General features: G+C 71.4%; 19 protein-coding genes and 1 riboswitch. Of the genes, 8 read left to right on the top strand and 11 right to left on the bottom strand.

Features of this window, described 5'->3' with window-relative positions:
• Positions 1 to 5: 5 nt before the first annotated feature.
• The 5 genes from OHS18_RS09110 to OHS18_RS09090 form a co-directional block, all read right to left on the bottom strand.
• A complete protein-coding gene (locus OHS18_RS09110) occupies positions 6 to 1,001 on the bottom strand; it encodes an RNA polymerase subunit sigma-70 (protein ID WP_442875352.1) in 996 nt (331 codons plus the stop codon).
• Between the two features lie 88 nt (positions 1,002 to 1,089).
• The gene (locus OHS18_RS09105) at positions 1,090 to 2,088 is read right to left on the bottom strand and encodes a zinc-binding dehydrogenase (protein ID WP_328616628.1); all 999 of its coding nucleotides are present in this window, start codon (positions 2,086 to 2,088) and stop codon (positions 1,090 to 1,092) included.
• Positions 2,089 to 2,222: 134 nt separating this feature from the next.
• Positions 2,223 to 7,526 carry an RHS repeat-associated core domain-containing protein gene (locus tag OHS18_RS09100; protein WP_328616627.1) on the bottom strand — a complete coding sequence of 1,768 codons (5,304 nt, stop codon included), beginning with the start codon at positions 7,524 to 7,526 and terminating at the stop codon, positions 2,223 to 2,225.
• Between the two features lie 133 nt (positions 7,527 to 7,659).
• Entirely contained in the window at positions 7,660 to 8,169 is a 510-nt protein-coding gene (locus OHS18_RS09095; RefSeq protein WP_328616626.1) for a roadblock/LC7 domain-containing protein, read from the bottom strand.
• Positions 8,166 to 8,534, bottom strand: coding sequence for a hypothetical protein (locus OHS18_RS09090; RefSeq protein ID WP_328454046.1), 369 nt, complete (start codon positions 8,532 to 8,534; stop codon positions 8,166 to 8,168). The genes OHS18_RS09095 and OHS18_RS09090 overlap by 4 nt, the downstream gene beginning before the upstream one ends.
• 499 nt (positions 8,535 to 9,033) lie before the next feature.
• Here OHS18_RS09090 and OHS18_RS09085 point away from each other — a divergent pair, with 499 nt between their 5' ends.
• Entirely contained in the window at positions 9,034 to 9,711 is a 678-nt protein-coding gene (locus OHS18_RS09085) for a DUF4232 domain-containing protein (RefSeq protein WP_328616625.1), read from the top strand.
• Between the two features lie 13 nt (positions 9,712 to 9,724).
• On the opposite strand, the gene OHS18_RS09080 is transcribed toward OHS18_RS09085, so the two are convergent.
• Positions 9,725 to 10,453: a S1 family peptidase gene (locus tag OHS18_RS09080; RefSeq protein ID WP_328616624.1), complete on the bottom strand. Its 729-nt coding sequence runs from the start codon at positions 10,451 to 10,453 to the stop codon at positions 9,725 to 9,727.
• A gap of 655 nt (positions 10,454 to 11,108) precedes the next feature.
• Here OHS18_RS09080 and OHS18_RS09075 point away from each other — a divergent pair.
• On the top strand, positions 11,109 to 11,897 hold the full coding sequence (locus OHS18_RS09075; protein ID WP_328616623.1) for a hypothetical protein: 789 nt from the start codon (positions 11,109 to 11,111) through the stop codon (positions 11,895 to 11,897).
• A 535-nt stretch (positions 11,898 to 12,432) separates the two neighbouring features.
• Here the strand turns inward: OHS18_RS09075 and OHS18_RS09070 are convergent.
• From OHS18_RS09070 to OHS18_RS09055, 4 genes are all read right to left on the bottom strand, one after another.
• On the bottom strand, positions 12,433 to 13,827 hold the full coding sequence (locus OHS18_RS09070; RefSeq protein WP_328616622.1) for a hypothetical protein: 1,395 nt from the start codon (positions 13,825 to 13,827) through the stop codon (positions 12,433 to 12,435).
• The gene (locus OHS18_RS09065; RefSeq protein WP_328616621.1) at positions 13,824 to 14,159 is read right to left on the bottom strand and encodes a hypothetical protein; all 336 of its coding nucleotides are present in this window, start codon (positions 14,157 to 14,159) and stop codon (positions 13,824 to 13,826) included. The genes OHS18_RS09070 and OHS18_RS09065 overlap by 4 nt, the downstream gene beginning before the upstream one ends.
• A 15-nt stretch (positions 14,160 to 14,174) precedes the next feature.
• Entirely contained in the window at positions 14,175 to 14,738 is a 564-nt protein-coding gene (locus OHS18_RS09060; RefSeq protein WP_328616620.1) for a YbaB/EbfC family nucleoid-associated protein, read from the bottom strand.
• Between the two features lie 178 nt (positions 14,739 to 14,916).
• Positions 14,917 to 15,669 (bottom strand): IclR family transcriptional regulator, encoded by a 753-nt coding sequence (locus OHS18_RS09055; RefSeq protein WP_328616619.1) that lies wholly within the window; start codon positions 15,667 to 15,669, stop codon positions 14,917 to 14,919.
• A 78-nt stretch (positions 15,670 to 15,747) separates the two neighbouring features.
• Between OHS18_RS09055 and asnB the strand changes: the two genes are divergently transcribed.
• On the top strand, positions 15,748 to 17,271 hold the full coding sequence (gene asnB / locus OHS18_RS09050) for an asparagine synthase (glutamine-hydrolyzing) (protein ID WP_328616618.1): 1,524 nt from the start codon (positions 15,748 to 15,750) through the stop codon (positions 17,269 to 17,271).
• Positions 17,272 to 17,394: 123 nt separating this feature from the next.
• On the opposite strand, the gene OHS18_RS09045 is transcribed toward asnB, so the two are convergent.
• On the bottom strand, positions 17,395 to 18,885 hold the full coding sequence (locus tag OHS18_RS09045; protein ID WP_328616617.1) for a right-handed parallel beta-helix repeat-containing protein: 1,491 nt from the start codon (positions 18,883 to 18,885) through the stop codon (positions 17,395 to 17,397).
• An 876-nt stretch (positions 18,886 to 19,761) separates the two neighbouring features.
• Positions 19,762 to 19,998, top strand: a riboswitch (cobalamin riboswitch).
• Between the two features lie 116 nt (positions 19,999 to 20,114).
• Between OHS18_RS09045 and metE the strand changes: the two genes are divergently transcribed.
• The 5 genes from metE to OHS18_RS09020 all read left to right on the top strand — a co-directional run bounded on the left by metE (position 20,115) and on the right by OHS18_RS09020 (position 25,323).
• Positions 20,115 to 22,454, top strand: a complete 2,340-nt coding sequence (gene metE, locus OHS18_RS09040) for a 5-methyltetrahydropteroyltriglutamate--homocysteine S-methyltransferase (RefSeq protein WP_328616616.1) — start codon at positions 20,115 to 20,117, stop codon at positions 22,452 to 22,454.
• 71 nt (positions 22,455 to 22,525) lie between these two features.
• A complete protein-coding gene (gene metF, locus OHS18_RS09035; RefSeq protein ID WP_328618497.1) occupies positions 22,526 to 23,401 on the top strand; it encodes a methylenetetrahydrofolate reductase [NAD(P)H] in 876 nt (291 codons plus the stop codon).
• 278 nt (positions 23,402 to 23,679) lie between these two features.
• Positions 23,680 to 24,474, top strand: coding sequence for a maleylpyruvate isomerase family mycothiol-dependent enzyme (locus OHS18_RS09030; RefSeq protein ID WP_328616615.1), 795 nt, complete (start codon positions 23,680 to 23,682; stop codon positions 24,472 to 24,474).
• A 96-nt stretch (positions 24,475 to 24,570) separates the two neighbouring features.
• Entirely contained in the window at positions 24,571 to 24,744 is a 174-nt protein-coding gene (locus OHS18_RS09025; protein ID WP_328616614.1) for a hypothetical protein, read from the top strand.
• Between the two features lie 123 nt (positions 24,745 to 24,867).
• Positions 24,868 to 25,323, top strand: coding sequence for a peptidase inhibitor family I36 protein (locus OHS18_RS09020; protein ID WP_328616613.1), 456 nt, complete (start codon positions 24,868 to 24,870; stop codon positions 25,321 to 25,323).
• Positions 25,324 to 25,454 lie beyond the last annotated feature (131 nt).

Genomic DNA, 25,454 nt, shown 5'->3' with positions numbered 1-25,454 from the left:
TCCGATCAGTCGTCGAGCACGTCCGGAAAGCCGAACAGGGCGGGCAAAGCCGGATCGTGGAACTCGACCACCCGGGCGATCCCGGTGGACGTCGGGGCCAGCACCACGACGCCGTGTGCGCGGAGCGAGCCGTCCCCGCCGCGGTGGTACACGGCGGCCGCGGGCTGGCCGTTGGCCGCGGTGGGGAGCAGCCGCCAGTCGCCCGGCGCCCCCAGCACGTGGGTCCCGAGCAGGTGAAGGCACTTCACCCGGCCCGCGTACCACTCGCGGAACGGCGTCGCCTCCAGCGTGGCGTCCGTGCGCAGCACCTGCTCCAGCAGCGCGGGGTCGGCGCGCTCGAACGCCGTGATGTAACCGTCGAGCAGCGCCCGCGCTCGCCGGTCGGCCGGTTCGAGCAGCTTCTCGCGCTCGGGTTCCCGTTCGTCCAGCCGGGCCCGGGCGCGTTGCAGGCCGCTCTTCACCGCGGCCGTGGTGGTGCCGAGGATCTGCGCGGTTTCGGCCGCGGAGAACGCCAGCACGTCCCGCAGGATGATGATCGCGCGCTGGCGGGCGGGGAGGTGCTGGAGGCTCGCGACGAGCGCCAGCCGCAGCGACTCGCGCGCGACCGCCGTCGCGGCCGGATCGTCGGCGGCCGCGGCGATCCACCGGTCCGGCACCGGTTCCAGCCACGCGACCTCACCCGGCGCGACGGGACCCGGCGGACGGTCGGGTCCGTCGTAGGCACCGGTCAGGCCCGAGGGGAGGACCCGGATCCGGCGGGGCGCCACCGCGCTCAGGCAGACGTTGGTGGCGATCTTGTAGAGCCAGGACCGGATCGACGCACGGCCCTCGAAGCCGGCGTAGGACCGCCACGCCCGGAGGTACGTTTCCTGCACCAGGTCTTCGGCGTCCTGCGCGGAGCCGGCCATGCGGTAGCAGTGCGCCAGCAGTTCCGGGCGGAACCGCGCGGTCTCGGCGGCGAACCGGTCCTGGTCCGCCGCCGCGGGTTCCCTGCTTGCCATGTGCGTCTCCTCCTGCGGGGTGGTCCCGCCGGCCGGGACCTGCACCCTGTACGACCGGGACGCCGGGGCAAAGGAATCGAAGCCCAGGTCAGGGCCGGAGGGCCAGTTTGCCCACGGTCGCCCGGGCTTCCAGTTCCGCGAGGGCCTTCGGGCCGTCCGCCAAGTCGTAGCAGGTGGGGTTCGCGGGGGCGAGGACGCCGGCGCCGACGAGGGCGGACAGCTCGCCCATGACCTCGCCGAAGAGCCGCGGCGCGGCCTGGATCAGCGCGCCGAGGTTGAACCCGATGAGGTGGATCCGGTGCCGGTACACCAGGTCCTGGTTGGTGATCGCGGCTTCTCCGCCGGCCACCCCGTAGACGACGACCCGGCCGGTGACCGGCTTGGCCGCGGCCAACCCGGGGGTGAAGGCGGCACCACCCGCCGGCTGCAGCACCAGATCGGCCCCCGCGCCGCAGGTCAGCCGCAGCACCTCGGTGGTGAGGTCGCCGTCGACGGAGTCCAGCACGTGGTCGGCGCCCAGGGCCAGCACCGTCTCGTGCTTGCCCGGCGACGCGGTGGCGATGACCGTCGCGCCGTAGTGCTTGGCCAGGGTCACCGCGGCCTGGCCGGTCGCGCCCGCGGCCGCCTGGACGAGCACGGTCTCCCCGGCGGCCAGCCGGCCCAGGGGCCGGAGCGTGGCGAGCGCGGTGGGCCAGTTGACGACCAGGCCGAGCGCCTGCTCGGCGCTCCAGCCGGCCGGCACCGGCGTCGCCGCGGCCGCGGGCAGCACCAGGTACTCGGCGAAAGCCCCGTCGCCGACGCCGACGACCCGGCTGCCGAGCGGCGGGCCGGTCACCGGCTCGCCCGCCGCCACGACGTCACCGGCGGCTTCGAAGCCCGCCAGGTACGGCGGTGTCGGGCCGCCCGGGAACGTGCCGTACGCCTTCGAGATGTCGGCGAAGTTGACGCCGGCGGCGGCGACCCGGATCAGGACTTCACCCGGGCCGGGACGCGGTACCGGCGCGCCGGTGATCAGGCGCATGTCCCGCGGCCCGGCCGGCGAGGTCTGCTGCAGGGCACGCATGGTGGCGGGAACGCTCACGGTCATCGGGTCTCCTCCGGCTCGCCCGGCCCGTCCGGCGGGCCGCGTCGGCGAAGAGGTAGACCGTGCTCACGGTGGAAAGGAATCGCCCGCCGGCGGTCCGGTCCGGGCCACCGCGGCTCGGATCGGACCGTCGGAGATCAGGGGCCGACGTCCATCGCGTCGGGGTCGTTCTTCTTCGTCCAGTAGTCGGCGATGTCCTGGTCGGTGATGTTCTTGAGCTGCGGCGGGTCGAGGTCGCCGCGGTCGAGGGCCGCCCAGTCGTCGGCCGTCGGGTTCTTGTAGAAGCCGCCGTAGCCCGGCCACTCGCCCGTCCGCGCCGCGTCGCGGGCGCCGTGCATCTCGGCCGCGTCCCACTTGTCGATCGGCTTGGTGGTCACGTGGTCGGTGCCGGGCACCGAGTGGCCGCCGGCGGGCACGGCCTGGCCGGCCTGCGGGTTGTACCGCATGCCTTCGCCGCTGGAGTGCATGTCGTCGATCATCTTGTGGTACGAGTCGTCGGCGATGGCCATCCGCTTCTGCTCGGCGTCGTAGGCCGCCCGGTCCGGGTGGTTCGGGTCGGCCTTGACGGCGTCCCGGCGGTCCTGCTCGGCCTTCGCCGCGTCCGCGGTGTCCTTGTCGTACAACGGGTGGTCTTCGTTGTGGACGTGGTTCTTGTCGTTCCCGTGGTAGACCTGATCGGAGAAGCTGTGCGGGTTGTCGTAACCCGCCTTGACGGTCTGGGAGTTCTGGAACCCCTGCTGGTGCCCGTAACCGAGCTGGTTGAGCTGGACCGCGCTGCTCGGGTCGTTGGCCTCGAGGGCGTTGCGCTGCGCGTTCCGGTACGAACCGAGGCGGTCGTCGTAACCGAGCTTGTCGTCCTTCGTCGTGTTGGGCGAGTCCCGGACGTCGCCCTTGGTGAACCCGGACTCGTGGTTGTCGCCACCCTTGCCCGTGCCCGGGTGGTACCGGTGGTTGGCGTAGTCCTCGTAGTACGCGTTGGCGTTGTTCTCCAACGGTTTGCTGCCCTTGTCCGCCCGCGAGCCCTTCGCCGCGCCGTTGTCGGTCAGGATGTCGTAACCGGCGGCGTGCTCGGACTGGTGCGTCTTGTCCCCGTCGATCTTGAAGTCGTACTTGTCGTCGAGGCGCTTGCGCTCGGCGCCCCGGTCGCCGTAGGTGCTTTCCGGGTACTTGCGCTTGCTCGTCGACGGCCCGGAGTTCCCCCGGGCGTAGGGGTGGGCCTGGGCCTTGGCGGCCGCGCAGGGCGTGGTCCGGGTCGGGGCCAGGCCGAGCGGGTCGATCATCGCGGTCGGGTTGCCGACGTAGGCCAGGGAGTCCGGTGCCGGGGTCAGGCCCAGCGGGTCGTGGGACAGGTAGCGGCCGGTCTCGGGATCGTAGTAGCGGTAACGGTTGTAGTGCAGCCCCGTCTCCGGGTCGTGGTACTGGCCCGGGAACCGCAGCGGCGTGCTCGCCGTTCCGCCGGCCGAGACGGCCGGGCCCCACAACGCGGTGTGCAGGTGCCCGGCCAGCGCGCCGGTGTCGTCGACCAGTTCCGCGGGCGCGCCGACCAGGTCGGAGACGATCGCGTGGAACCGGTCCGCGGTGCCCGGGCCGAGCACGCGTTCGGTCTGGGTGAGCGGGACCCGCACGCCGGGCGCGTACTCCCACACGGTGGCGACCGGCGGCCGGCCCGGTCCACTGTGGACCTGTTCGGCGGGAAGCTGCCCGTCCCAGGCGAATTCGACCTGTTCGGCGACACCGCCGGTGGCGTCGAGACGCTGCTTGGCGATCCGGCGGCCGAACGGGTCGTAGCGGTAGCGCCACACCGTGCCGTCCGGCGTGCGCACGCCGAGCAGCCGGTTCTCCGCGCCCCACTCGTAGGTCCAGCGCTGCCCGCCGCGTTCGCGGGCGACGACGCGCCCTTCCCCGTCGTGGCGGTAGCGGGTGGCGCCGGCGGAGGTGAGGAGCGTACCGGCGTAGGCGCGGGGACCGGCGGCTTCCGGCGCGCCGGACCAGGCGGCCCCGGTGAGGGCCCCGGTCGCGTCGTAGTCGTAGTTCTCCTGCCAGCGCGGGCCGCGCACCGCGCGGACCCGGCCGGTGGCGTCGACGTCGAGGGTGCGCGGCCCGGAGAGCAGGTCGGTGACGCCGGCGAGGTAACCGTCGGGCAGGTAGCCGTATTCGCGCCGCTGCAGGGTGTCCGCCCCGCGGAGCACCGTCTGCGCCGACAGCTGCCCGGTGGGCGTCCAGTCCTGGCGCAGCTCCGCCACCGGTCCGGCGCCGTTCTGCAGGCTGCGCACCGTCTCGCGGCCCGCGGCGTCGTAGCCGAAGCGCAGGGTGCGCCCGGCGGTGACCAGCGTCCTCGGGCGGTCGGCGGGGTCGTAGCCGACCACCGACTCCGCGCCCGAGGGCGTCCGGCGGCTCACCCGGCGCCCGAGCGGGTCGTAGCGGGAGTACACGACCCGGCCGTTGATCGACTCGGACAGCACACGGCCGAGCGCGTCGTAGGTGAACCGGACCTCGCTGTGCCCGTTGGCCGCCGACAGCATCCGGTCGGCTCCGTCGTAGGTGAACACGGCGACCTCGTCGGCGCTGCTGCGCCGCACGACCCGGCCGAGGCTGTCGCGCTCGAGGGTGATGGTCTGCCCGGCGCCGTTGGTGCGGTGCGCGAGCCGGCCCGCGGCGTCGTAGCCGTAGCGCAGGACACGCCCGTTGTAGTCGGTCTCGCCCACCTTGCGGCCCGCGGCGTCGTACTCGTAGCGCCACACCAGGCCGCGTTCGTTGGTGACCGAGGTGAGCCGCAGCTCGGTGTCGTAGCCGTACTTCAGCAGGCCGCCGTCGGGGCCCCGCTCGCTGACCGGCAGGTCGAAGTGGGCGTACTCGATGCGGGTGACGCCACCGCGCGGATCCGTCCGCTCCTCGAAGCTGCCGCGCGCCGTCGAAGCCAGCTGCTCGATCGCGCCGTCGGCGTCGCGCGTCTGCACGAGGTGGCCGGCGGCGTCGCTGACCATGGTGGTGGTGTTGCCCAGCGGGTCGGTCCGGCTCGTGGTGTTGCCGAGCGCGTCGTAGCCGTAGCGCCACACGGCGCCGTCCGGCTCGGTGACGAGCACGGGGAGTCCGGCGGCGTTGGCCTGGATCCGGGTGACCCCGCCGAGGGCGTCGGTCACCGAGTCCACGGTGCCGGTGAAGGGGTCGTAGGTGTAGGAGGTCGCGGCGCCGCCCGGGTCGACCGTGCGGGCGAGACTGCCGCGCCCGTCGTATTCGTAGCGCCACACGGCGCCGTCCGGGCCGGTCACCGCGGCGGGCCGGTGCCGCTCGTCGTACTCGACGGCCATCCGGCTGCCGTCGGGACGCGTGACCGCGGCGAGGTTGCCGATCTCGTCGTAGTCCCAGCGCGTGACGTTGCCGAGCTCGTCGGTCTCGGCGAGCACCCGCCCGAACCGGTCCCGCTCGGCGCTGGTGCTGTGGCCCAGCGGGCCGGTCTGCCCGATCACCCGCAGCCGCTCGTCGAGCCGGTAGCGGGTGACGGCGCCGAGCGAGTCGGTGACGGTCGTGACGCCGGGCTCGTAGGCCAGCGTCGTGTCCAGGTAGCCGCCGGCGCCCTGGGCGCGCACGCAGCGGCCCTGGCCGTCGTAGCCGTAGCCGTACCAGCGGCCGTTGACGTCGTCCCAGCGCACCAGCCGGCCGTCGGCGTCGTAGGTGAACTTCTGCGGCGTGCCGACCGCGTCGGCGACCTCGACCAGCCGGCGCGCGGCGTCGTAGCGGTACTCCGCCACCGGGACGGGGGAGCCCGCGGTGCGCAACGCCGTGACGAGACCGTCGGCGCTGTCGATCTCGACGCGGTAGCCGCCGGAGTGCTCGATCGCCACCGGCACACCGTCGCGGTAACGCAGCACGATCCGGTTGCCCGCGCCGTCCACGACCGCGCGCAGCGGCAGCGTGGTGTCGCCGCGACGGGCCGCGAAGTAGCGCATCCGGTCGGACTGCGGGTCGCCGACGATGTAGCCGTGCCGGACCCGGCGCAGCGCCAGGTACGGGCCGCTCTCGGGGACCACGGCCTCGACCCCGTGCGGGACCGGGTAGCGCAGCAGCGTGCCGTCGGACAGGGCCAGGTGCAGTCCGTCGGGCTCCACTTCGAGCCGCTCGTCCAGTGTCGAGGCCCACGTCGGGCCGAACAGCCGGCCCGCCCGGTAGGTCGACAGGTGCGTGCGCTCGACCACGAGCGGCAGCGCGCCGGGCAGCGAAATGTCCTCCTGGACCACCATCACCGCGCCGGTCGCGACGTCGATCGGGTCACCGCAGTCGGTTTTGTCCTTCGTCTGCGTGGTGTGTTCGTCCGGCTTGGGGTTGTTGTCCGTGATCCGCGACCCGTCGCCCTTGGGGTCGCCCTTCGGCGTGCTCGACGGTGTGGTGTCCGCGTCCGGGCCCTTCGACGCCGGCGGCGGCGTCGGGTCCGGGCTCTTCGGGGTGTCGTCGGGGCCCTTCGACGCGGGCGGCGGGTCGGTCTTGGGTGGCGGCGCGTCCGCACCCGAGGAGTGGGTGCCGTCGCCGTCACCCTTGGCGCCGGACGGTGTGGTGGAGTCCCCGCCCTTCGGCGTCGGCGGCGGGTCGGTCTTGGGCGGCGGCGCGTCCGGCCCGCCTTTGCCCTTCGGGCCGTCGAGACCCTTCGGGTTGCCCTTGATGTCGATGCTCTTCGGCGGCGGAGCGGCCTTACCCGGCTTGATGTTCCGCAGCGCCTTCGCCGCATCCGAGAACAGGTCACCCGCGCGCTTGAGCAACGGCACCAGCGCCTTCAACGCCGTGACCAGCCGCTTGACCAGATCGGCGATCTTTGACGCCGTTTTCGCCACGGCGCCGATCACCTGCGGCACCACCCACGTCAGGCCGATGCCGAGGGTGAACACGACCTGCAACGCCCAGCTGATCAGGTGCCCGATCAGCTCCGCGATGATGTCCCGCACCAACGCGCGCACCGCGGCGACGACTTCACCGGCGGTCTTCACACCGCTGGAAGCGCCTTCACAGCCCTTCTGCGCGGTGTTCAGCAACGTCACCGTGTCGTCGGCGCGCTGGCGGTAGCTGTCCCCGGCCGGGCCGGTCCAGGACACGGTGTCGGCCTTGACCATCCCGGTCAGGTCCTCGCCGATGCTGCCCAGCTCGGTCGCGATGTTCTTCCAGGTCTCCGACTGCGCGGCGATTTCGTCGGCGTTGCCCGTGAGGCCGTTGAGGGCTTCCTTGAGCGGACCTACGTGCTCCATCAACCAGCCGACCCCGGCCGCGAGGACCGCCCCGAACGGGTCCATCGCCATCGACAGCGCGTCGAGCGCGGTGCCCACGGCGCCCATCGCGACCGAAGCCCAGTCACCCGACTCGATCGCGGACTTCAGATCGGCCGCCGACTCCAGCAGCGACACCCCCGAGTACGCCTTCGTCGAGTCTTTGGTCTCCGCGACCAGCGGGTTGCTCACGTACGGCCCTTCTCTCCACCAGTCGACCTACGACAAGTGAAGTTAACAAGAAGGACCGGCGGGAACTACGTGAACCCCGGGGAATGCCTCTTCGACCAGCCGATCGTGCCCCCCGCACGAGCGAAGCCGGGACCTACTCCGGCGCGGGCCGGGTGGGCCGTGAACCCCCTGGTGCCAGGGGGGTGTGCCGCAGCAGGGTCAGCGCCTGCTTGGCGGCCAGGGTGAACAGCCCCATGGTGATGTCCGGCTGGCCGAACACGACGAGCAGGAGCGACGATTCGACGGGGAAGACGCAGACGTAGCCGGAGCTGCCCTCGAACATCGCGGAGCGGGATTCGCCGATCCTGGCCTGCGCGGTGAACTGCGCGGCGAGCCCGATGGCCGCCGCCGACATGGCGGCGACGCTGTCGGCTTCGATGGCGTCGGTGTCGTTGGCCAGGACCAGGCCGTCGTGGGTGGCCACGAGCAGCCCCACGACCTGGTCGACCTGGTTCCGGATCGCGCGGAGGACCTCGAGCGTCTGGGCCGAATCGGGGGGCGGGCTCGTCACCGCCGGCTCCGGCGGTGAGCTGGTGTTCGCGGACGGTTTGCGGATCGGCAGCGGTGCACTGAAGTGCTGGCTGTGCGTGTCGGTACCTCTCATACGGACAGGCTGGTCTCGATGCGCTTGAGGCTGTGCCGGGCGAGCGCGAGGTTCGCGCGTTCGCGATCCAGCACGAGGTAGAGGAACAGGGTGGAGTTGCCGCGGGCCGACAGCGGCCGGATCACGTGGTACTGGCGGTGCAGGGTGATGAGGATGTCCTCGATGGCGTCGTCGAGCCCGAGGGACGACATCACGCGCAGCTTCGCCCGGACGACTTCGGTGTTGCCGGCCGCCGCGACGTCCAGGTCGAGCCAGTCGCCACCGCCCGCCGACCCGAGCGACATCCCGCTGTCGTAGTCGACGAGGGTCGCGCCGACGGCGCCGGGAATGCTCATCGCTTCTTTCAACGCCAGGTCGATCGTCATGAAAAGGGGTTCTCCTGTCGGACGTTCCGGTCGAGTTCGGCAATCGACGAGCCTGGGCGCGAGAGTTCAGGGGTCGCGTATCGGCAGTTGGTTGCGTAGGCACGTGACGTTATGTGTCCGCGGAAGTTCTGAGTACGACCGTTCGGAGCAATTTGCCGGCATCGTTTCGATTATTTCCGGCGAACTCGCGGCGTGTAGCGGGCTGTGAAGGCGTGGTCACTCCGGCGGCCGGAACCGTCCATAATCCCTGGTAGTGCCGAGTACGCCACGGTTTTCGTGACTCGTTCGCGCGCCCGGCCGCCCGGACCGGCAGGCATTTTCCGGCCCGGGATAACGAACGTCCGCGGTGACACTGGACTGCAAGTTGCATTCGGCAAATGGCATTCGGGAAGGTTCATGCGTTATGACAAGCTTCACAACGGCAGAACGACGGGTGTGACCCACGCATCCACCGGTTGTTGCCGAGGGGAGGCCCGGCAGCACGGGGAAGGGAACAGCAGTGGGGAACGCAGCGAACGCCCGCGTCGCGCGGGTGGCCGTGCTCGTGGGCGCGGTCCTGGTGACGGTCACCGCGTGCAACGGTGAAGACACGAAGCCGGCGAACGCCGCGCCGTCGACCAACGCCGTGGTGACCGGGGTGGCGTCGACCGCGACGAGCGCGCCGCCGCCGACGTCGGCTCCGGTGTCCAAGCCCACCGTGGCGCCGGGGAGCACCACCTCGAACCCCGGTCAGCTGTTGCGGTGCACGGCGGGTGAGCTCGCCGTCAAGCTGGGCACGCCGGCGCAGGTCGAGCAGGGCCAGCTCGACGTGCCGCTGGTGTTCACCAACACCGGCACCCGGCCGTGCAAGCTCTACGGCGTCCCGGGCGTCGACCTGCGCGGCCCGGCCGACCCGAACGGCCCGGTGTACTCCCTGCCCCGCGTCGACGACGGCGACAAGGACGTCACGGCGGCGCCGGGCGAGTCCGCGAACGCGCACCTGATCGTCCTGACCCACACCGATGGTTCGGTGGGCAGCAACGGCTCCGGCGAGTGGGTGCCCACGCAGCTGGTCACGACGCCGCCGGGGCAGACGATCCCGCTGACCCTGACCTGGCCCGCGGGGGTTTCGGTCCTCCGGCAGGACAGCGCCACCCACCCGGGTTCCTCGGTGCACGGCTTGACCGTCCACGCCTGACCCGCCGGGCGCCTCAGCCGCCGACGACCCGCCGGATCCAGGCCGCCTGCCCGAAAACGTCGCCCGCGCCCGCGATGGTGGCGCGGTCGGAGGTGTCGAAGACGCCGACGAGGGTGTCGGCCGTGGTCCCGGTGCCCATGACCGGGCCGCCGGAGTCGCCACCCGCGGGGATGCCGGTGACGCCGGTGGTGCAGAAGTCGCTCCCGCCCGGGACGGCGAAACCCGCGCAACGCCGGTCCCGGGTGGGCAGGACCCGCAGGTCCGACTGCTTCAGCACGTCCGACTGGCAGGCGTTCTCGTCGCCCTGGCAGGTGGCGCCCCAGCCGTACTGCCGCACGATCCGGCCGGGGCGCACCGGGCCCGAGCCGGGCAGCTTCGCCGGCGTGACGTCCATCGGCGGCACCTTGATCAGCATCATGTCGGCGTCCGCGCTGCCCTGCCTGCTGCCGGGCACCGGGTGGACCGGGGTGCCGCGCCGCTGGTCCAGGCGGCCCACCCGGAACTCGATCCGCGCGTCGGCGATCGCCTCGGCCTGTTCGAAGAAGCAGTGCGACGCGCTGATGACCCATTCGCGGCTGATCGCGGTCCCGGTGCACTCACCCCGGCCGTCGACGAGCATCCGCACCGCCCACGGCGCGTGGGTGCTGACGGAGCCCCCGATCACCGCGGACGCGCCGGGAGCCGCCACGATCGTGGCCGGCACGACCAGCGCCAGCAGGACGGCAACGCGGGGCAACCTCATGCGGGAACCTTCCGTTCTCGCCTCGGACCTGCTGCCGGGGCACGGTTCCAGGACTACCGCACGGCGACCGTGATCACCGAGGGGACAACGCTAGGGTGTGAACGATCTTCACGCCGCCGTGGCAACCGCAACCCGGAAGACCGGTGGAAATCACGCCGTCGCCGCGGTTGGGGTGCGGCCGGATCGCTCCCGGCGAGCCGGCCTGCCGGTTTCGTGTCCGAATTGCAAACTTTGCTTTTCCCGTCAAATTTTCGATCATCCCCGTAGGTACTGGCGAGTCCCCTTGCGGGCCATTGGGATGGTGACGGTCCGGGTGGGGACCACGTCCACAGCCGATTCGTCCGCAGACTGTCCACAGTGGCCGGTGTGGTGCGAGATCTCGGGATCCACCCCGAGGTCGTCAAGCTGGTGGCCGCCGGGGATCCTCACCGATAGCCGAGTTGATCTCCGGGGTGCCGTCATCGGTCGGCGTAGTGTTCTGTTACAGAATGAATCCATTGCCGCACCGCAATCACTGGATCGAGTGATTTCGCAGCGTCGCCGGTCGTTCGCGGACAGTTCACCCGTACCGTTGACAAATACGTTCGCCCGTCCGGTTGAAAGATCATGGACGGGTTTGATCCGGGCTCCACCAACCGAGGCGGCGAGCTGCGGAATGGAAGCGGACAGTCCGCTCGAGTGGGACCTGTCCGAGCTGCAAGGGGCGACGATCGTCCAGTTGTCGGGCGTTCTGGACGTCCGCACGTACGGGGTGCTGCGGGACGTGCTGCTCAAGTGCGCGGCCGACCAGCCCCGCGCGGTGATCGTCGACCTCGATGCGCTCGAGATCACCCAGGACCATCTGACCAGCGTGTTCGTCGCGGTGTGGCTGCGCGTCTCGCAGTGGTCGACGGTGGCGGTGGTCGTGGTGCCCGGGCCGGCGCACGAAGCCCTGTCGCGCCACGGGCCGATGCGGCGCTTCATCAGGGTCCAGCCGTCCGTGCTCGCCGCCCTGGACACCTTGGGGGACCCGCCGCCGCGCCACCGGACCGAGCTCTGGCTGCCGTCGTCCTCTCTCAGCGTGCCCGCGGTGACCCCGTTCGTTGCCGACATCTGCCACAGTTGGGGCATCGGCGAGCTGACGGCGCCGGCCACCACGGTGGCCGGCGAGCTGGTGGCGAACGCCGCCGAGCACGCACGTTCGCCGGCGCGCCTGCGGCTGGAGCTGCGCCTGGGCAGGCTCACGGTGGCCGTTTCCGACGACGACGCGCGACGGGTGCCGCTTCCGCCGGTCGGGCGGAAGGAACCGGCGCCGCGCAGCGGGCTTCCGCTGGTCACGCACCTCGCGCACGCCGCGGGCTGGTCGCCGAAGCAGTCCGGCGGCAAGGTCGTCTGGGCCGTACTCCGGCCGCCGCGCGCGCGACCCGCGGGGAACGACGCCGACGGTTCTCCCGAGCCGAATTGAGGAACTCCGTCCCGGCAAGCGCCGCCATTCGGTCCGCGAAGTCGCTTTCGCTGTAACGCCAAGGGCTTCGCGGCGACTGCCTGCTCGGGTTCTTTCCGGGGCTCCGCGCTGTCGCGGGGGTGCTCGACTCCTGGATCAAGGTCGCCGGTGAGGTGCTCGACCCCGAGCCCCGGAGGCAGCTCAAGTACACCGATCGCGACTACGTGATCCGCGAGACCGGGTCCATGGCCGACGGCCTGCGCTCCTCGTCGTCGAACAAGGAGCACTTCTTCACGGCCGCGCCAGGGCCCGGCCTTCGCGGTTCGAGAAAGAAGAAATGCGGAAAGCCGTGGGCCAGGGCCGCCGCACAACGTCGATGGAGGACTCAGCACGCTGAGCGGTCTGCCGCGGCTGGTCGTGAGTGGTCAGGGCGGTTCTAACCGCCCTGACCACTCACGACCGCTTGCGGCGCGGGCCAGGTCACGGTGATCGTGGCGAGCGGCTGGGCCGTCCGCGTCGAGGCACCTGACGCTCAAGGACTGATCGTGCCGCGGTGCTACTGCGGCTGCTGTTCTTTCTTGTCTTCCTCGGCCCAGGCGGCCTCCGCCTGCATCTGGATGTCGGTGAGGCCGCGGTCGACCTGCACGATGTCCTTTCCCGCCCAGCCCACGAAGTTCTTCGAGCTCTTGGCGTCCGAGAGCGCTTTCAGCATCGGGTAGTAGTCCGGGGCCTTCTTCTTCAGCCAGTCGTCGACGAACTTCATCTTGCTGTAGCTGTCCCCGAACTTGGTCTTCAGCCAGTCCTCGTGCTTCTTGATCGTCGAGATGTCCTGATCGCTCAGCTTCGACTTCGGCGACGGCGGCTTGGGCGCGGGCGGCGGGTCCGCGGGCTTCGGCAGCGGGCGCGAGAAGTTCGGCGTGGTGCCGTCGCCCGGGGGCCGCGTGGTGGGTGTGGCGCCGCCTCCGGGCGGGCCGTCGTGCGTGACCGCGGTGCCCGGGGGCGGCAGCGGCCGCGAGAAGTTGGGGGTCGTGCCGTCACCCGGGGGCCGGGTGCTGGGCGTGGCGCCGCCCGGCGCGGGCGGGCCGTCGTGGGTGACCGCCGTGCCCGGCGGTTTCGGCAGGGGCCGGGAGAAGTTCGGGACGCCGCCGCCGGTGGGCGGCAGGTTGCTCAGCTCGTGGCCCGCGTTCGAGGCGCCCGCCTTCGGCTTGACCAGCTTCGAGAGCTGGGTGAGCCGGGCCAGCGTGCGCCCGGCGTAGGCGACGACCTTGGCGAGCTTGGCCATCATCGCGGCCACCTGCACCGAGACCGTGGCGACGCACTTGGTCACCCCGACGGCGATCGACGCCCCGAAGGTGGGGATGGCGAGCGCGAGCGCGATCAGCATCGTGGAGATGATGTCGCCGAGGATCGTCGTGATGATGTCGCGCAGCAACGAGCGGACGGCGCCGATCAGGGCCCCGGTGGTCTCGACCATGTAGCCGGCGACGTCGGACGCCTTGGCGTTCGCGTCGATCCAGCCCTTCCGCTCGTTGATCGACTTCAGGAAGCTGTCGTAGCCCTTGCCCTCCCACTGCGTGATCGTCGCCTTGAGCGTGTCGTCGAGCGAGGTACCGGTGTTGCGCAGCGACTCGCCGATCTTGTGCAGCTCGTTGGCGATCTTCGTGACCTCCGCGGGGTTGCCCGCGACCTGGTCCAGTGGCCACTTCAGGAACGAGACGTGCTCGATCAGCCAGCCCAGGCCCGCCGCGATCAGCTTCGCCAGCGGGTCCATGACGAACGCGACCGTGTCGAGCGCGGCGCTGATGACGTTGATGCCCAGCTCGACGCTGACGGCCGCGAGGTCGCCGCCGTGCTCGGTCTGGACCTTGCCGATCGAGTCGCCCACCTGCTTCCAGCTGTCGAAGACACCGGCGCCGGTCGTGGAGTTCGATGCGGTGATGGGAACGGTCACTTGCCCAGCTCCGTTTCGAAGGTGCTCAAACCCTGCGCCGTGTTCGCGTCGTGGGTCGAGTACACGTCGGCGGCCTTCTTCACGTCGTCGGCGGACTTGGCGATGTCCCCGACGAGCTTGGTGATCTCGCCGGTGATCACCCCCATCGTGATCCGCGAGGGCACGGCCAGCACCTGCGCGAGCAGGATGCCGAACGCGGCGTTGTCGAACTCGTTGGCGGCCTGCATCCGGTTCGCGGCGTCCTGCACCGCGGGCTGGGTGGTGCCCGACAGGAACTGGCTGAACTTCTGCAGCTCGGCCGGGTCGACCGAGAAACCTGCTCCGGAAACCACTGGATCTCCTCCGTACTACCAGGGGTTGCTCTCGCCGTCGTCCTCGTCCGGCGCGGGCCGGGGACGACGGCGTGGCTGACCGTGCTGCTGTTGCTGGGGGTTCGGCGGCGGTGGGCCCGGCGGCCGCTGGCGCGGCGGGGGCGGCGGGGATGGGGGCCGGTCGTCGGCCTCCGGCATGAACTTGGCGCCGCCCGGAGGCGTCCCCTCGGCCGGTTCGGGTTCCGGCAGGAACTCCGTCAGCAGTTCACGGGCGGCCGAGTTCTCGCCGACCATGCCGCTGAACGCGTCCGCCACCTCGGCCGAGACCTTCTGCTGGGCGCGGCCGATCAGCTGCATCACCAGGCTGGACAGGGCTTGCGGGGGACGCTCGTACGCGCGGGGGCCGAACCGGAGCTCCTGCAGGACGCCGCTCGGGCCGACGGTCACCGAGACCGCCCCGTCCGGTGCCTGCACGGTGGCGACGGCGGCCCGGAGCCGTTCCTGGGCCGCCGCGGCCTTGGCCTGGAGTTCCTCGAGCTCGGCGCTGAAGTCGGCCAGCGGATCGCCGGCGCCGCCGCCGGGGGGCACGGACTGTGTCAATTTGTCCTCGTCGCGAGAAAGGTGGTGAGCCAGTGAAGTCAATCAGTGGTGTTTTAACTTCAGATGACACGGACAGAGCGGCCAGCTGAACGTGAAGCGGCTCTGTGCGTCGGGCTCGCCGAGGAGATCGGTCGAACGTCCACCGCCGTCCGGCTGGGACGCGGTCGCGCGGGACGGCTCAGTTCCGGGCGCCGGCCGACAGGTCCGCGGCCGTGGCGGTCACCGCCTGCACGATCCGCTCCAGCCCGTCCGGCGTCAGCCGGAAGCTGGGCACCGACACGTTCACCGCGGCCAGCGGGGTACCGCGGAAGTCGAGCACGGGGGCCGCGACCGCGGTGAGGCCGATCTCGTGCTCCTCCGCCGCGACGACGTGGCCTGCCGCGCGTTCCTGGCGCAGCCGCCTGAGGACGGCGGCGACCGTCCGCGGGGCGCGGCGGGTGCCGGGCAGCGGGCCCGGCCGGGTCGTCAGCAAGGTGGTGATCTCGGCGTCGGCCAGCCCGAACAGCAGGGCCCGCCCGCTGGACGTGCAGTTCAGCGGGGTGCCCCGGCCGATCCACTCGCGGGCCTGGACACTGCGCCCGGCCTGCTCGCTCAGCACGGTCAGGGCGGCGTCCCCCTCCCGGACGGTCAGGTACGCCGCCTCGCCCAGCTCGTGGACCAGTGCGCGCAACGCCCGGGGCGCGTCCTGGCGGAGCCGGTCGTCGCCGGCCGCGCCGGCCAGGGCGTAGAGCTGCCAGCCGAGGCGGTACTCCAGCGACTTCGGGTCCCGCTCGACGAAACCCTCCTGGAGCAGCACCTTCAATGTCCGCGAGATCTGGGTCTTCTCGGCGTCCAGGACTTCGGCGACCGCCTGGACGCCCAACGGGCCGGATCCGAGCGCCCGCACCACATCGAGGGCCCGGTGCACGCTGGTCAGACTGTCGTTCGCCATCGGCCCAGTGTCCGGCCGCCGTGCGCGGAGCGCAACTGCGGTTGTCCTGGACGCACGGGCCGACCTAGCGTCGGGGTCATGTGCGGAATAGTCGCGTGCTACACCCCGTCCCCGGAAGTGATCACCTCCGACGTCGTGGCCACCGGCCGGACCATGCTCGCCCGGCTGGCCCACCGCGGTCCCGACGACACCGGACAGGCCCGGGTCGGCGAGCGCGCCTGGCTCGGGCACAACCGGTTGTCGATCGTCGGTCCCGCCAACGGACGGCAGCCGCTCGGCGAACCCGGGCCGTGGTCGCTGGTCTGCAACGGGGAGATCTACAACGACGCCGACCTGCGGGAAAGCCTGCCCGGCCACCACTTCACGACGGCGTCGGACAGCGAGTCGGCGCTCGCGTTGCTGACCGCCGGGGGACCGCGGGCCCTCGACCGGCTGGACGGGATGTGGGCGCTGTGCGCGGCGACCCCGGACGGGCGGTTCGTCGCGGCCCGCGACCGCCTCGGCATCAAGCCCCTCTACTGGGCGCGGGCCGACGGCCGGTACTACTTCGCGTCCGAGATGCGCGCTTTCCCGGTCACCGTCCAGCACGCGGTGGAGATGTTCCCGCCCGGCTGCTGGTGGACGCCGGAAGACGGCCTGGTCCGGTTCGCGACGGCCGTCACCTTCGCCCCGGTCCAGGACGGCGTCACCGCGGCGGAACTGGAGAACCGGACGCGCGCCGTGCTCGTCGACTCGGTCCGCCGGCACCTGATGGCGGACGTCGAGGTCGGCGTTTTCCTTTCCGGCGGGCTGGATTCCAGCATCGTCGCCGCGGTCGCCGCGGCCGAGTACGCCCGCGAAGGCCGGCGGCTGAAGACGTTCGCCGTCGGGGTCGACGGGTCCGCCGACCTGCTCGCGGCCCGTGAGGTGGCGGAGTTCCTCGGTACGGAGCACCGGGAAACGGTCTTCGACGCGGCGCAGGCCGTGGCCGCGCTCGACGACGTCGTCGCTTCCGTCGAGTCGTTCGACGCCGGCCTGATCCGCAGCGCGGTGCCGAACTGGTTCCTCGCCGAACTGGCTTCACACCACGTCAAGGCGGTGCTGACCGGCGAAGGTGCGGACGAACTCTTCGCCGGCTACAGCTACTACCACGAGGAGCACCACGACCCGGCGGCGCTGCGCCGCGAGCTGCGGCGCACCATCGAGCAGCTGCACGGCCTCAACCTCCAGCGCTGCGACCGCGTCACGATGGCGCACGGGCTCGAGGCCCGCGTGCCCTTCCTGGACTCCCGGGTGGTCGCTCACGCGATGTCCCTGCCGGACGCGGTGAAGTCCCTCGAAGCGGACGGCCTCGAGAAGGGCCACCTGCGCCGCGCGTTCACCGGCCGGCTCCCCGAGCGGCTGCTGTGGCGGCCGAAGCTGGAGTTCGGCACCGGCAGCGGCGCCGCGGACCTGCTGACCCCGTACTGGAGCCGGCACATCGGCGACGCCGAACTGGCCGAACGGCGCGACCCGGCCACGGCGTTGCGGTCCAAAGAGGAACTCGCCTACTACCGCGCGTTCCGCCGGGCCCTGCCGGAAGTCCGGCCGGCCGCGGTGCTGACGCGCTTCGCCGTCGCCTGAGCCGGGAGCGTCGGACGCCGCCACCGCCCGGCTAAGCGTTCCTCGCCCGCGGGACCGCGTGACGGCGGTCGGCGCGGGCCGGCACCGGGAAGACCCGCTTCCCGGTGCCGGTTCACCACCGGGTCAGCAGGGCCCGGCGACGCCGTCGAAGGAGGCGCAGTCGTCCTGGTCCCAGGGCGTCGACTGCCACTGTTGCGCGGTGAGCGTGCGCGAGGTGTCGCCGGCGACGAAGGTCCACGGGCCGTAGTAGGCGTTGCTGAACCAGTAGTTGCCCTGGTCGTGCGTGATCGCGTCCTGCACCACGGTGCCGTGGTAGGGCGACCAGTCCGGGTAGGTGCCGTAGTTGGCCAGCAACGCCATCCGGCCGCACAAGCCGCTGGTGCAGCCGATGTGGGCGGGGTCGAACCGGAACGTGTTGTCGTGCACCTCGACGAACTGCGTCTTCCACCGGCAGTCGTCGTAGAGCGGCCGGGTGGCGATCGCGGGGGCCGAGCACGACGTCCGGTCGGCGACCAGCTTGGTGCAGGTGTTGCTGGAGGTGTTGGCGGGGCTGTTGCAGAACCGGTCGGAGTTCTCCCACGCGGTGATCCCGGACCAGTTGTCCTCGAACGTGTTGTCGTAGATGTCGATCAGGTGGGTCCGGGCCGGCACCCGCCGGTCGCCGCCCGATTCCGACAGGTACACGCTGGCGACGGGGAAGTTGTCGCCGCGATCGGCCTTGCGCTTGCCGGAAACGAGGGCGTTGCGCCGCAGCGTGTTGTCGCGGAAGACGAGGTTGTAGCTGATCTCGTAGAACAGGCCCTCGGCCTCGTTGCCTTCGATCAGGTTGCGTTCGATGAGGAAGTCGTTGTTGTTGGTGTCGGCCCACAAACCGGCGCCGTGGTTGTCGTGGACCCAGTTCCCGCGGATGTCGGCCCGGTTGACCGCCCAGAACTTGATCCCGCCGCTGCACCCGCAGCCGGGTACGCGGGTTTCCCAGTCGTCGGTGTTGTTCCCGGCGATTTCGTTGCTTTCGACCACCAGCCCGGTGATCGTGTTGTCCGACCGGTAGGCGTTCATGCCGTACTGCCCGTTGTTCCGCAGGCAGCTGTGCCGCACCACCTGCCGGGCGCCGGCCATCAGCCCGGCGCCGGCGTTGTTCTGCACCGTGCTGTTCTCGATGGTCCAGTGTTCCCCGGAATCGTGGTTGACGACGCCCTGGTCCTGCGGCGGGACGAAGTTCTGCACGGTCAGGCCGCGGATGACGACGTCCTTGGCCTGCTGGGTGAACGCCGCCAGGTTGATCCGCTGCCCGTCGAGCACCGCGCCGGGGGCGCCGAGGTACACGTCCCCGTCTTTCGGGATGACCTGGCCGAACGGATCGGAGGCGAGCGTGTGCGTGCCCGGCGCGAGCCAGAAGGTCGTACCGGGCGGTGAATCCTGCGTCTTGTGGTACAGATCCGCGGTCACCGCCGGATCGATCACGACCGCGCCGGGCGGCGCGGTCGTGTTGGCGACCGGCTGGTGGTCGCACACCGGCCCCGGCGTGGGCAGCTTCGCGGCGGTGGCGGCGACGGGGGGAATCGCCAGGACGGCCAGAACGGCGGCGGCGAAAACGGAAACGATGCGCGACATGCGGACGAACCTACGGAGTGCGGCCCGAAATAAGCATAGACCACCCGTGTTGACTTCGCCTCTTTCGAGTGTACGAAGTGGTGGAATTCGCCGTGATCAACTAACGTCGATTCGGGCAAGGTGCAGGTAAAATGCGGTGGAAATCGGCATGAACCGCCCTTGGTGGGTGTTGTCCGGCCTTCCGTGTGGGGAAAAATGCGGTGGCGGAATGGGTTGAGTGCGGAAATAAAACGTGCCCGGGCGGGAAATGGGTCGAGGCAAGCGCGCCGCCGCCGCAGACCGGGCCCTTCTGGCCGGGTGCGGCTCGGTGGATCGGGCGGCAGCCGCGGCCCTCCACGGCCGATCCGCTCTCGGCCGGTGGTTCGGCGGGCAGTGCGAGGTGCGTCTGTGGGGCGGATCACCGAAACGGATCTTGCGGCCCCCGGCGACGTCCTCGATCCCGACCATGCTTCTCGGCATGGCCACCGGCAGCGCCGGGCAGGTCGGCGATCCGCATGGTCGGGTCCGGGTTCGCGTCGGACGCCGACGCCTGGCTGAAGAAAGCGCTTACCGGCGGTGCACGATCGTGGGCTTCGACCACCACGTGCACAAGAAGGAGACTCCCGCGTCCCGACGACGCGTCTGGTCGTGCAGGAAGCCGCCGAACCGCGCGACGGCCACGAACTGCTGGACTGTACGAATCTCTCGTGCGTGTCATGTACGCGGAGAAGGGCCGGCACCCGTTTCACGTCGATCTTCGTGGCCGCGCGGATCACCGGCCGGACCGCCCACATCATGGAACAGCTCGCGGGCACCAGCCTGAACCGCCCGTGGCGCACCTACCGCGGCGCACGGTCGCCGGACGGAAGAATCAAGGAAAACCCGAGCGCGACGCGCTACAGTGGCGACGCAGCTGGTTCGGGATCCGCACGCACGATCGCGGTGACCGAGGCAAGAGGGAACCCGGTGCGAATCCGGGACTGCCCCGCAGCGGTGAGTGGGAACGAACGCCGTCAGTCCCTCGAGCAGCAAGCGAGGACAAGCACTGAGCCACCCGGCTTGGGAAGCGACGGTCAGTAGGAAAGAGCCGGACCGCCCACGAGTCCGAAGACCTGCCCGCTGCGCACCCCACGACCGTGGGGTGCTGGCCGCGACCTCGTGGGTGGGTCATCGCCGAGTCCCGACCGGACGCCGGTCGCGGCTTGTCGTGCGCTCCCGCAGGTCCACGTGGACTCGCGAAGGAGAGCCCCGTGACACCCCCGACGACACCCCAGACACCCCAGACACCCCCGGCCAGCCGCGCCACCGTGTACGGCTACCCGCGCCAAGGTGCCGGCCGGCAGCTGAAGAAGGCCGTCGAGTCGTACTGGAAGGGCCGCGTCGACGCCGACGCCCTGCTGGGCACGGCCCGTGAACTGCGGCTGCAGAACCTGGCCGAACTGCGCGGCGCCGGGATCGACGAGATCCCGGGCAACCACTTCTCGTTCTACGACCACGTCCTGGACACCTCGGTCCTGCTCGGCGCCGTCCCGCAGCGCCACGTCGCCGCGGTCCCGGACGCCACGACGCCGGCCGGTGAGCTGGACCGCTACTTCGCGATGGCCCGCGGCACCGCGGACGCGCCGCCGCTGGAGATGACGAAGTGGTTCGACACGAACTACCACTACCTGGTGCCCGAGCTGGGGCCGGACACCACGTTCACGCTGAACGCGGCCAAGCCCCTCGCCGAGTTCGCCGAGGCGCTGGAGCAGGGTGTGACGACCCGGCCGGTGCTCGTCGGCCCGGTCACCTTCCTGCTGCTGGCCAAGGACCCGACCGCCACCGACGGGTTCCGGCCACTCGACCTGCTCGACCGGATCGTCCCGCTCTACGCCGACCTGCTGCGGCAGCTGCACGAAGCCGGCGCCGAATGGGTCCAGCTCGACGAGCCCGCGCTCGTCGCCGACCAGCCGGCGGACGTGCTGGCCGAGGTCGCCGGCACCTACGCCACCCTGGCCGCCGCGACCGCGCGGCCGAAGATCCTGGTCGCGTCCTACTTCGACCAGCTCGGGGACGCGCTGCCGGTGCTGGCCGCCGCCCCGGTCGAGGGCCTGGCGCTGGACTTCACCGGGTCCGCCGCGGCCAACCTCGACACGCTCGCCGCGGTCGGCGGCATCCGCGACAAGCGGCTGGTCGCCGGGGTGGTCAACGGGCGCAACATCTGGGCCGCGGACCTGACCAAGGCGCTGTCCACCCTGGGCACGCTGCTCGGCCTGGCCGGTTCGGTCGACGTCGCCGCGTCCTGCTCGCTGCTGCACGTGCCGCTGGACGTCACCCTCGAAGCCGACCTGGACCCCGAGATCGCCGGGTGGCTGTCGTTCGCGCGGCAGAAGCTCGCCGAGATCGTCACGCTGCGCCGCGGCCTGACCGAAGACCGGTCCGTGATCGGCGACGTCCTGCGGGCCAACGCCGGCCGCCTGGCCTCCCGGGCGGCGTCGCCGATCGTGCGGGTGCCCGCCGTCCGGGACCGCGTCGCCGCGGTCACCGACGCCGATCTGCACCGCGTCAACCCCTACGGCAAGCGCCGCCTGGCCCAGGAGGAGCGCCTCCGGCTGCCGGAACTCCCGACCACCACGATCGGCTCGTTCCCGCAGACCACGGAGCTGCGCAAGGCCCGCGCGGCGCTGCGGTCGGGCAACCTCGAGCAGGACGCCTACCGCGAGGCGATGCGCGCCGAGGTCCGCGCGGTCATCACCGAGCAGGAGCAGCTCGGCCTGGACGTGCTGGTGCACGGCGAGCCCGAGCGCAACGACATGGTCCAGTACTTCGGCGAGCAGCTCACCGGGTTCCTGGCCACCCAGCAGGGCTGGGTCCAGTCCTACGGCACCCGCTACGTCCGGCCGCCGCTGATCGTCGGTGACGTGGCCCGGCCCGAGCCGATGACCGTCGAGTGGGCCACCTACGCCCAGAGCCTGACCGAACGGCCGGTCAAGGGCATGCTGACCGGCCCGGTCACCATGCTCGCCTGGTCGTTCGTCCGCGACGACCAGCCCGAAGGCGACACCGCCCGCCAGGTCGCGCTCGCCCTGCGCGACGAAGTCGCCGACCTGGAGAACGCGGGCATCGCGGTCATCCAGGTCGACGAGCCGGCCCTGCGCGAAACCCTGCCGCTGCGCACCGCCGACCGCGCCGCGTACCTGGAGTGGGCCGTCGACTCGTTCCGCCTGGCCACCGCGGGCGTGCGGGACGACACCCAGATCCACACACACATGTGTTACGCCGAGTTCGGCGACGTCCTGCAGGCCATCGTCGACATGGACGCCGACGTGATCAGCCTGGAGGCGGCCCGCTCGAACATGGCCATCGTCGCCGATCTCGCCCGTGCGGGTTATCCGAACGAGGCCGGCCCCGGCGTCTGGGACATCCACTCGCCGCGGGTGCCGTCGGTCGAGGAGATCGCCGGGCACCTGCGCACCGCCGTCGCGGCGTTCCCGGCCGACCGGCTGTGGGTCAACCCCGACTGCGGTCTCAAGACCCGCGGTTACGCCGAGGTGCGGGCGACCCTGGCGAACCTGGTGGAGGCCACCGGGCAGCTGAGGACGCGCCCGTGACGAGCGGGCAGCTTTCCCCGCGGCGGGCGGTCACCCCGCCCGCCGCGGTTCCCGCACAGCGATCCGCGCGGCTGCGCACGGTCCGCGATCGCCTGGCCGCCGGCACGCCGGTGCTTTCGCTGGAGTTCATGCCGCCGCGCGAGACCGACAACGCGGAGCGGATCTGGCAGAACGTCCGCAAACTCGAGTCCTTGCACCCGGGCTTTGTGTCGGTCACCTACGGAGCCGGCGGGTCCACCCGGGACAACACCGTGGCGGTGGCCGCGCGGATCGCCCGCGAGACCACGATGCTGCCGGTGGTCCACCTCACGGCGGTCGACCATTCGGTCCGGCAGCTGCGCTCGTTCGTCGGGGCGCTGGCCGACGCCGGGGTCGTGAACGTCCTGGCGTTGCGGGGAGATCCGCCCGGCGACGTCACGGGGGAGTGGGTCCGTCACCCGGAGGGCCTCGACTACGCGAGCGAACTCGTGACGCTGCTGCGTGAGCACGGCGACTTCTGCGTGGGCGTGGCCGCGTTCCCGCACGGGCACCCGCGGTCGGCGAGTGCGGCGGAGGACACGCGGCATTTCGTGGCGAAGTGCCGGGCGGGCGCGGATTACGCCATCACCCAGATGTTCTTCGACGCCGACGACTACCTGAGGCTGCGGGACCGCGTCGCCGCGGCCGGCTGCGACACGCCGATCATCCCCGCGCTGATGCCGGTCACCACGATGAAGACCATCGCCCGCTCGGAACAGCTGTCCGGCGCGCCGTTCCCGGCGCACCTGGCCGAGCGGTTCGGCGCCCTCGCCGACGATCCGGCGGCGGTCCGGGCGCTCGGCATCGAACAGGCGATCCTGCTCGCGCGGCGGCTGCTCGCCGAAGGCGTCCCCGGCCTGCACTTCATCACGTTCAACTTCGCCAAGGCCACCACGGAAGTCGTCGCCGAGCTCCCGTTTCCCGCGTAACGCCCCGACGCCGCGCCGGATCCGGGTCGACGACGAGCCGGCGCGAGCCGCAGCCATGCCGGAGGCCTCCGGCGGACGGGACCACGACCGCCGGGGGCGACCGCCGGACCGCGACCGGAAAGCCGCGGTGATCGCGGCCCCCGCCGGGCCCGGCCGGAAAGATCGAAATCGTGCGGAGGGGGTTGTCGATCCCGGCTATCGTCGTTCGACGCGTAGCCGAGGGTGCCCGCGGAGGCCGGACGCCCAGTGACCGTTTCACCGACACCGAGGACACTCCCATGACCGAGCTGAACGCGGACACCACCCGGCGCGCGATCGTCGACCACACCCGGCGGCTGGCGGAATCGGCCGCCGCGGCCGGACCGGACGCCGCCGTGCCGACCGCGCCGAAGTGGACCGTCGCGGACCTGGTCGCGCACATGGGCCAGACCCAGCACTGGGTCGCGGAGATCATCGAACGGCGCATCACCGACCCCACCCAGCTGCCCACGGAGATGGCCGTGCTGCCCGCCGATCCCCGCGAGTGGCCGGCGTGGCTGGCGGAGTCCGGGCAGCGGGTCGCGAGCGCGTGCTCCGACGAAGCGCTGGAGGCGCCGGTGTTCAACGCCGCGGGGGACGGGCGGTCCGGGGGGCGGTTCTGGATGTCCAGCATGCTGAACGAGGCGGTCGTCCACGGCTTCGACGCGGCCGGCGCGGCGAACCGGCCGGCCGAGGTCGAAGCCGACGTCGCCGCCGCGCTCATCGGCAACCTCTTCGCGATGCTCACCTCGCCCACGTGGGAGATGCAGCGGCCCGAGTCCGCGCACGCCATCCGGGGCACCGGCCAGACCCTGCAGTGGCGGGCCACCGACACCGCGGACGGCTGGTTCGTCGAACGGCGGCCGGACGGGGCGACGTGGGAGGCCGGAATCCGGCAGGCCGATGTGACGGTGTCCGGCCCGGCCCGGTCGCTGCTGCAGGTCCTGACCCGCAGGCTCCCGCTCGCCGACCGCGAAACCGCCGGCATCAGCATCGACGGCGACACCGAGCTTGCCCAGCACTGGCTCGACAACACCGCGCACGCCAGCGACTGACCCCGCGGACAGCTCGGAGCGACGGGACGTGGGGTCGCCGTCGGCGGTTCGCGGGCTGGTCGAGGCTCGACGAGCCGGCCCACGGCCTCCACGACCGTGGCCCGTCTGGCGGCGTGCTCCCGCGGGCGGACGCCGAGTCCACGCTCGGTCGAGCGCGCGATCAACGGCGTCGAGCTGCCCGGCTACGCGGGGGTGCCGGACTCCGGTGCCTCGGCCGGACCGCCGACCACCTCGTCGGCCAGGCCGTCGGTCATGCCGATGCGCGAATAGCCCGGGGCGCAGAATTGGCGGGCGTCATCGCCGGATCGATGCCCTACGCCGATCAGGTGATCATCTTACCGGCCCTAAACCGCGAATGGCTGCCGGGTGTGTGCGAGGGGAAAGGCGCCGACGATGGCGCTGTCGATTCTGGAGGACACCTTGGGACCGGTCGGAAAGCGTCTTGCCCAGGCACTGCTGGCCGTGGGGGGAGGCATTGCGCTGCTGGCCACGGTCGCACCCGCGGCCAATGCGGCGACGGCCCGCAACGGCGTGTGCGAGGCAGGCGAATTCTGCCTTTACTACGGCTACGGCTTCAGCGGATCAGTGTCGGACTTCAGCGGACGGGTACCGAACTACGGCAGCACGCAGCCGGGTTGTTACGAATTCAAGGGGCCCGGTGAAGGCAAAGGGCAGTGCGTGAAGAACAACGCCAGGTCGGCGAAGAACAAAACCAGCATCTGGGTGGTGAAGGTCTACTTCAACAGCAACTACGGGGGCCGCAACTTCACCTTCAACCCCGGTGGTGAGGGAGATCTGGGCTCGCTCGCCCGCGAGAATGCCTCGCACGATTACGAGCTTGTCAGCTGAGCGGAGATTCCGATCCGGTCGACCGAGCGGACCGGGTGAACGCGTTCTGCCGAAGCGGCGCGTAGGCGACCTGGCGCTCGGGTGATACCGGTCAGGGGCGGGCGGTGCCGAGATCACGAGGAACCGGCCTC

Origin of the sequence: Amycolatopsis sp. NBC_00355 (assembly GCF_036104975.1) — a bacterium.
Classification (GTDB): Bacteria; Actinomycetota; Actinomycetes; order Mycobacteriales; family Pseudonocardiaceae; genus Amycolatopsis.
The sequence above is the reverse complement of the archived record's forward strand: the minus strand, read 5'-3'. Positions and strand labels throughout refer to the sequence as shown.